The organism is Oryzihumus sp. (assembly GCF_036391795.1).
Lineage (GTDB): Bacteria > Actinomycetota > Actinomycetes > Actinomycetales > Dermatophilaceae > Oryzihumus.
Window position 1 is genome coordinate 24,305 of sequence record NZ_DASVZH010000141.1, and the last position, 6,000, is coordinate 30,304.

Annotated in this window: 7 protein-coding genes; 1 reads left to right on the forward strand and 6 read right to left on the reverse strand. The window is 73.2% G+C overall.

Translation table 11 applies throughout. The annotated features are described in order from the left end of the window. Nucleotides 1-123 precede the first annotated feature (123 nt). Nucleotides 124-768, forward strand: a complete 645-nt coding sequence (locus VF825_RS08310; RefSeq protein WP_331112095.1) for a GNAT family N-acetyltransferase — start codon at nt 124-126, stop codon at nt 766-768. 7 nt (nt 769-775) lie between these two features. Here VF825_RS08310 and VF825_RS08315 read toward each other — a convergent pair whose 3' ends face one another. The 6 genes from VF825_RS08315 to VF825_RS08340 all read right to left on the reverse strand — a co-directional run. Further along, nucleotides 776-1,948, reverse strand: a complete 1,173-nt coding sequence (locus tag VF825_RS08315; protein ID WP_331112097.1) for an N-acetylmuramoyl-L-alanine amidase — start codon at nt 1,946-1,948, stop codon at nt 776-778. A 140-nt stretch (nt 1,949-2,088) separates the two neighbouring features. Continuing rightward, entirely contained in the window at nt 2,089-2,415 is a 327-nt protein-coding gene (gene trxA, locus VF825_RS08320; protein WP_331112099.1) for a thioredoxin, read from the reverse strand. 78 nt (nt 2,416-2,493) lie between these two features. Further along, entirely contained in the window at nt 2,494-3,492 is a 999-nt protein-coding gene (gene trxB, locus VF825_RS08325) for a thioredoxin-disulfide reductase (protein ID WP_331112101.1), read from the reverse strand. Between the two features lie 127 nt (nt 3,493-3,619). Further along, complete coding sequence (locus VF825_RS08330) at nt 3,620-4,339, reverse strand: hypothetical protein (RefSeq protein WP_331112103.1); 720 nt, start codon at nt 4,337-4,339, stop codon at nt 3,620-3,622. 74 nt (nt 4,340-4,413) lie between these two features. Further along, nucleotides 4,414-5,043: an RNA polymerase sigma factor SigM gene (sigM, locus tag VF825_RS08335; protein ID WP_331112106.1), complete on the reverse strand. Its 630-nt coding sequence runs from the start codon at nt 5,041-5,043 to the stop codon at nt 4,414-4,416. A gap of 2 nt (nt 5,044-5,045) precedes the next feature. Then, nucleotides 5,046-6,000, reverse strand: a 955-nt coding sequence (locus tag VF825_RS08340) for a discoidin domain-containing protein (RefSeq protein WP_331112108.1), incomplete at its 5' end; no start/stop codon positions are given.

Here is a 6,000-nt window from a genome sequence, read left to right on the forward strand (position 1 = left end):
GTCGCGTGGTAGGGAGTCTCCCATGCAGATCGCCACGGGCGAGCGACCGTCTCGCGAACGGGACATGTTTCACATGAAACCCGTGTTGCCCCTGTGTCGTCGCGCCTCAGGGTCCGGCCGACCATGAGCGGCCGGGAGGTCCTCTCGCTCACCCTGGACCGGGTGGGCGACCTGCCGGAGCCGTGCGCGACGTGCATCTTCTGGGAGCTCGACCCCGTCCTGGCCGCGCGCGCGGTGCGCGAGGGCGACCCGGAGCTGGACAAGGAGGCCTGGCTGTCGGCCGCGCTGCTCGAGTGGGGCAGCGTGGGGCGGATCGCCTACGTCGACGACCAGCCGGCCGGCTACCTGACCTACGCGCCGCCGCGCCTGGTGCCTCGCGCCGCCGCGTTCCCCACCGCACCGGTGGGCGCCGACGCGATCCTGCTGATGACCGCGCGGGTACTGCCGGAGTTCCAAGGCCAGGGCCTGGGCCGGATGCTGGTCCAGGGAGCGGCCAAGGACGTCATGCGTCGTGGCATACGCGCGATGGAGGCCTTCGGCCAGCGGCGGGTGGGCACCGAGGAGGGCGCCCAGATGCGGTCGTGCATCGTGCCGGCGGACTACCTCAGCGCCGTGGGGTTCAAGACCGTGCGTGACCACAAGCAGTTCCCCCGCATGCGCCTGGACCTGCGCACCGCGCTGTCGTGGCGCGAGGACATGGAGCAGGTGGTCGAGCGGCTGATCGCGCAGGTGCGGGCCCCGGTGCTCTCCGGCGGGCAGCGCGCCTGAGCGTCGCCTAGTCCGAGCCGGCCGGGGAGCCGGCTCCCGAGGCCATGTAGCGGCGCAGGTCGCCCAGCCGCAGCACGCCGGTGGCGTTGTTGTCGTCCTCACCGAGGTACATGCGCTGCAGCGCCACCACCACGGCCTCGGCCAGGGTGTCGCGGAACGCCGGGTCCGCCAGCCGCGCCGCGTCCGAGGGATGGGTCAGGTAGCCGGCCTCCAGGCGGACGCTGGGCATGCTGGTGCGCTGCAGGATCGTCCAGCTCCGGGCGTGGGACCGGCAGTCGGCCAGCCCGGTGCGGGCCACGACCTCGCGCTGGACGAGGTCAGCGAGGTGCTCGCCGACGGCGGACCAGGCACCGAAGCCGTCCTGGCCGTAGAAGAACGTCGCGACACCGCTGGCCTCCGGATGGTCCGTGGAGTCGCAGTGCAGGGACAGGAGCACGTCCGCCCCAGCGCGGTTGGCCACGTCGGCACGCTCGAGCTCGTCCGGGCAGGTGCCGGCGGCTCGGGTGAACACCACGGTGACCCCGATGGCGCTGAGCCGACCCTCGATCCGCCGGGCGAGGTCCAGGGTCACGTCGGCCTCGGACAGGCCGTGGCCGCGCGCCCCGTGCTCGTCACCGCCGTGCCCGGGGTCGAGGACGATGGTGCGGCCGGTCAGGCTGTGCCCACTACGGCGGACGAGCTCGCGCTCGCGCAGCATGTGCGGGGACCCCCCGGAGACGCTGCGGCTGAGGTCGGCGAAGGCCCGCAGGGTCTCGGGGCCCACAGTGCCGTCGGCGGGCAGCCCCACCCCGCGCTGGAACTGGCGCACGGCGTGCTCGGTGTCCCGGCCGAACACCCCGTCGACACGGCCCGGGCTGAAGCCGAGGGCCAGCACCCGCTGCTGCAGCTCGGAGACGTCATCGCCCTGGAGCATGTGGCCGGGGGTGTGGGACAGCACCCGGTCCCCGAGGCGCCAGCGGGCACCGTCGAGCGCCACCCAGGTGTGCGGGCCGACGACCCCGTCGGCGATCAGGCCGCGGCGCTGCTGGAAGGAGCGGACCGCGGTGCGCACGGACTCGTCGTAGACGTCGGCGCCGACGTCCTCACGCAGGTCACCGGTGGCGAGCAGGCGCTCCCGGATGTCGCGGACCCCGGCCCCCTCGTCCCCCAGGCGATACAACGCGAACGGTTGGTCCGACATACCTGCCTCTCGGGGGTGGGGGGTCCGCGGCCGCGCCGCGCGCACGGGCAGAAGTCGAGACTAGCCCGTCATGCAAGCGGCGACGCACCCGCTGCTCGTGCGGAACAGGGGGTGCGTCGCCGGTATGCCGTGTGGCTGGCTCAGCCGATGAAGTCGGCGAGCTCACGCACCAGCTTGGGCTTGGGCAGGGCGCCCACCAGGGTCTTGACGACCTCACCCTTGACGTAGACGTTCATCGTCGGGATGCCCGTGATGCCGTAGCGCGAGGCGATCTCGGGGTTCTCGTCGGTGTTGAGCTTGACCACGCTGATCTTGTCGGCGTGCTCGGTGGCGATCTCCTCGATGATCGGGGCGACCGCACGGCACGGGCCGCACCAGGGCGCCCAGAAGTCGACGAGAACAGGCTTGTCGTTCATGAGGACGTCGGTGTCGAAGGTCGCGTCCGTGGTCTCCTTGGTAGCTCCCACGTCGGGGGCTCCTTCCTTCGGTGTCTGCTGTGGTGACAGCGGTGGGCGTGCGGGGAGTGTGTGCTGGTGCGGCGGGCCTCAGGCCACGGTAGCCGCGGGCTCCGACAGCTCGGCGGCGCCACCCCGGGCCCGCTCGGCGTCGTGGTCGAGGTCGGCCAGGTAGCGCTCGGCGTCGAGGGCCGCGGCGCAGCCCGAGCCGGCGGCGGTGATCGCCTGGCGGTAGGTGTGGTCGACGAGGTCACCCGCGGCGAAGACGCCGGGCAGGTTGGTCAGCGTGGTGCGGCCCTGGACGAGGACGTAGCCCTCCTCGTCGAGGTCGACGACGCCCTTGACCAGCTCGTTGCGCGGGTCGTGGCCGATGGCGACGAACAGCCCGGTGGCCTCGACCTCGCGGGTCTCGCCGGTGACCGTGTCGCGCAGGGTCAGGCCGGTGACCTTGTCCTGCCCGTGGATGGCGGCGACCTCGGAGTTCCAGGCGTAGCGGATCTTGTCGTTGCTGAAGGCCCGCTCGGCCATGATCTTGCTGGCGCGCAGCTCGTCACGGCGGTGCACGATGGTCACCGACCGGGCGAACTTGGTCAGGAAGGTGGCCTCCTCGACGGCGGAGTCGCCGCCGCCGACGACGACGATGTCCTGGTCGCGGAAGAAGAAGCCGTCGCAGGTGGCGCACCAGGAGACGCCGTGGCCGGAGAGGCGCTTCTCGTCCGGCAGCCCGAGCTCGCGGTAGGCCGAGCCCATGGACAGGATCACCGCGTGGGCCGACCAGGTGTTGCCCTCGCCGTCGGTGACCGTCTTGACCTTGCCGGTCAGGTCGACCGCGGTGACGTCGTCGGTGATGATCTCGGCACCGAAGCGCTCGGCCTGGGCCCGCATGTTCTCCATGAGCTCGGGGCCCATGATGCCGTCGCGGAAGCCGGGGAAGTTCTCGACCTCGGTGGTGTTCATCAGCGCGCCGCCGGCGGTGACCGCGCCCTCGAACAGCAGCGGCTTGAGGTTGGCCCGCGCGGCGTAGACGGCGGCGGTGTATCCGGCGGGGCCGGAACCGATGATGATGACGTTGCGGACGTCAGTGCTCACGCGGGAGACCTCTCGATGTGTCGGGGCTTGTACGGCGGCACGGCTGCGGTGACAGGCGGTGCCACCTGCTCCAACAGATCCTACGGTGAGGTTGTTCCACGGCCGCGGACGCGGCGGGCACGGTCTGTCAGGGCAGCGAAGTAGCGCCGTGGAGCACGTGCGGGTCGGCGGCCGAGCAGCTGCGGCCCACCGCGTATGCCGTGCGCGCACCCCGGGCCAGGACGACCAGGACCACGGCGGGCTGGGCGTCGTAGAAGGCGATGTCCGCGGTCACCGAGGTGACCGGCCCGACCCCCAGTCCCGCGAGGCAGGCGTCGAGCCCGCGGGGCGTGGCGACCGGGCCGACCGACGGGGCCTCGCCGGTCAACGGTGCCGCCTCCGGTGCCGGCGCCACGGTGAGGTGGGCGGCCTGGGTCGCGAACCCCTGTGCGGTGTAGCGGGTGCTGGACACCTGGATGTGCTGCACAGCCCGTGTCCCGGACGCCGCCTTGCGGCTCGGGTCGTCGGTGGCTGTGAGCTGGGCGCCCGCGGAGGCCGCCAGCCCGGAGCTGGTCTGGGAGCCGGAGCCCAGGTGGAGGACGCCGGTGCCGGCGAGGGCGACCGCGGCGATGCCCGCGGCCACGGCGGCGGGGACCAGGGCCCGGCGGGCACGTCGGTGGGTGTGCAGCAGCGGCGTCACGGAGACGTCCGCGGGCGGGCGGGCCGACTGCTCGGCGGCGAGGCTCGCGCTGATACGGCGGACGAGGTCCTCGGGCATGGGCTCGGGCTCGGGCAGCGCGGACAGCAGGGCCCGCACGCCGGTCGGGTCGTCATCCTGGTCGCCCGAGGAGTGGCGGGGCAGGATCACGGCGGGTCACCTCCAGGGCGGGGTCGGAGCGGGTGCGGGGGGTCTCACTCGGTGGGGCCGACGAGGGTAGGACGTCAGGGGGAGGCCGAAGGTTCCGGGCGGGCGCGCGGGGGTCCGGTTGCCGGGGGTGGCGTCCGTTTGAGGCCGAGCAGCTCGGCCATGGCCGCCCGGCCCCGGGCGCACCGGGACTTGATCGTGCCCTCCGCCACCTCGAGCACGGCGGAGGCCTCGGCGACGCTGAGTCCCTGCATGTCGACCAGCACCAGCGCCAGGCGCTGACCCTCGGGCAGCTGCTCGAGAGCCTTGCGCACGTCCAGGCGGATCTCCACGCTGGCGTGCTCGTCCCGCGAGTCGGGCAGGTCGTGCTCGGGCAGCTCGGAGGTGGGGCGCCGGCGGCGCAACCGGTCAAGGCAGGCGTTGACAACGATCCGGTGCAGCCAGGTGGTCACGGCGGCGTCGCCGCGGAAGGAGTCGGCGCGACGGAAGGCCGAGATGAACGCGTCCTGCACGGCGTCGGCTGCCAGCTCCCGGTCACTCGTCGTGCGCAGCGCCACCGCCCACATCCTGTCGCGGTGGCGGCGGAACAGCTCACCGAAGGCCTCCGGGTCGCCGGCGCAGTGCGCGGCGAGGAGCTCGGCATCAGGCAGGGACGCCAGCTCCTCCGGGCCGAGACGGCCCGCGACCGGGTGCGACGGCGGGTTCATGGTCAGCTCAGCTTGACGTCCGCCAGGGAGGCGCGGTAGCGACCGCCGTCCTGCGGGATGAGGGTGAACCAGATGATGACGTAGCGCGCGGGCTGCAGGTCGGTCGGGGCCGTGAGGGTCGCGGAGCCACTTGCCCCCTGGACCTCGCCGATGGTCGAGACCCCGTCCAGGGATCGGGATGGCGCCGCGTAGACGGTGACGTCCGCCGGGCCGTTGCCCAGGGTGAGCTTGACCGAGTGGACCGTCCTGGGGCTGCCCAGGTCGAGGATGACCCCCACACCCTTCTTCAGGCCGCCGAAGGAGGGGGAGTTGTAGCCCTCGGACTGCCAGACGGTGGTGGGGTCGCCGTCCAGCACCAGGCTCGCGGCGGAGTCCTTCTCGCTCTGGTCGCCCTCGGGGTCGAAGCCCGAGGCGCCGACGACGGCGATGGGGGCAGAGCTCTTCCTGGGCGTGCTGGACGTGGGAGGAGCGCTGCTCGGGCTGGTCGCCGGGGGCGTCGTGGCGCTGGAGGTGTGGCGCGGGGCGCTCCCGCCGAGGGGCAGGCTGCTGCCGGAGCCGATGCTCGAGATACCGCAGTAGCCCAGGAGGAGCACCACCACGAGGAAGCCGACCAGGATCGTCACCACGACCCTGGTCTGGTTGCCCGAGGGCGGCTCCGACCCGGTGTGCATCAGGGGCAGCGGCGGCTCCTCGGGCTCCTCGGTCGTCTGGAACACCTCCGGCAGGCTGATCGTCTCGGTGTCGTCCGCGCCGTGCATGCCGGTGGCGTGGGCCGCCCGGTCGGCGGCGGCTCGGGCGAAGGACCCGACCTTGGCGACCTTGGGGGCCTTCGGTGCGCCGGCGGGCGCGGCCTGGGCCGCCGTCGGGGTGGCGGTCTGTCCGGCACTCGCGGCCGCTGCGGTGGCGGGGGCGGACGCTCCCGCCCGTGCGGGCTTCGTGGACGGGGCCACCCGGGGC

Coding starts and splice junctions, on each gene's coding strand:
- VF825_RS08315 (WP_331112097.1), bottom strand. CDS start 1,948: ATGTCGGACCAACCGTTCGCGTTGTATCGCCTGGGGGACGAGGGGGCC.
- VF825_RS08310 (WP_331112095.1), top strand. CDS start 124: ATGAGCGGCCGGGAGGTCCTCTCGCTCACCCTGGACCGGGTGGGCGAC.
- sigM (WP_331112106.1), bottom strand. CDS start 5,043: ATGAACCCGCCGTCGCACCCGGTCGCGGGCCGTCTCGGCCCGGAGGAG.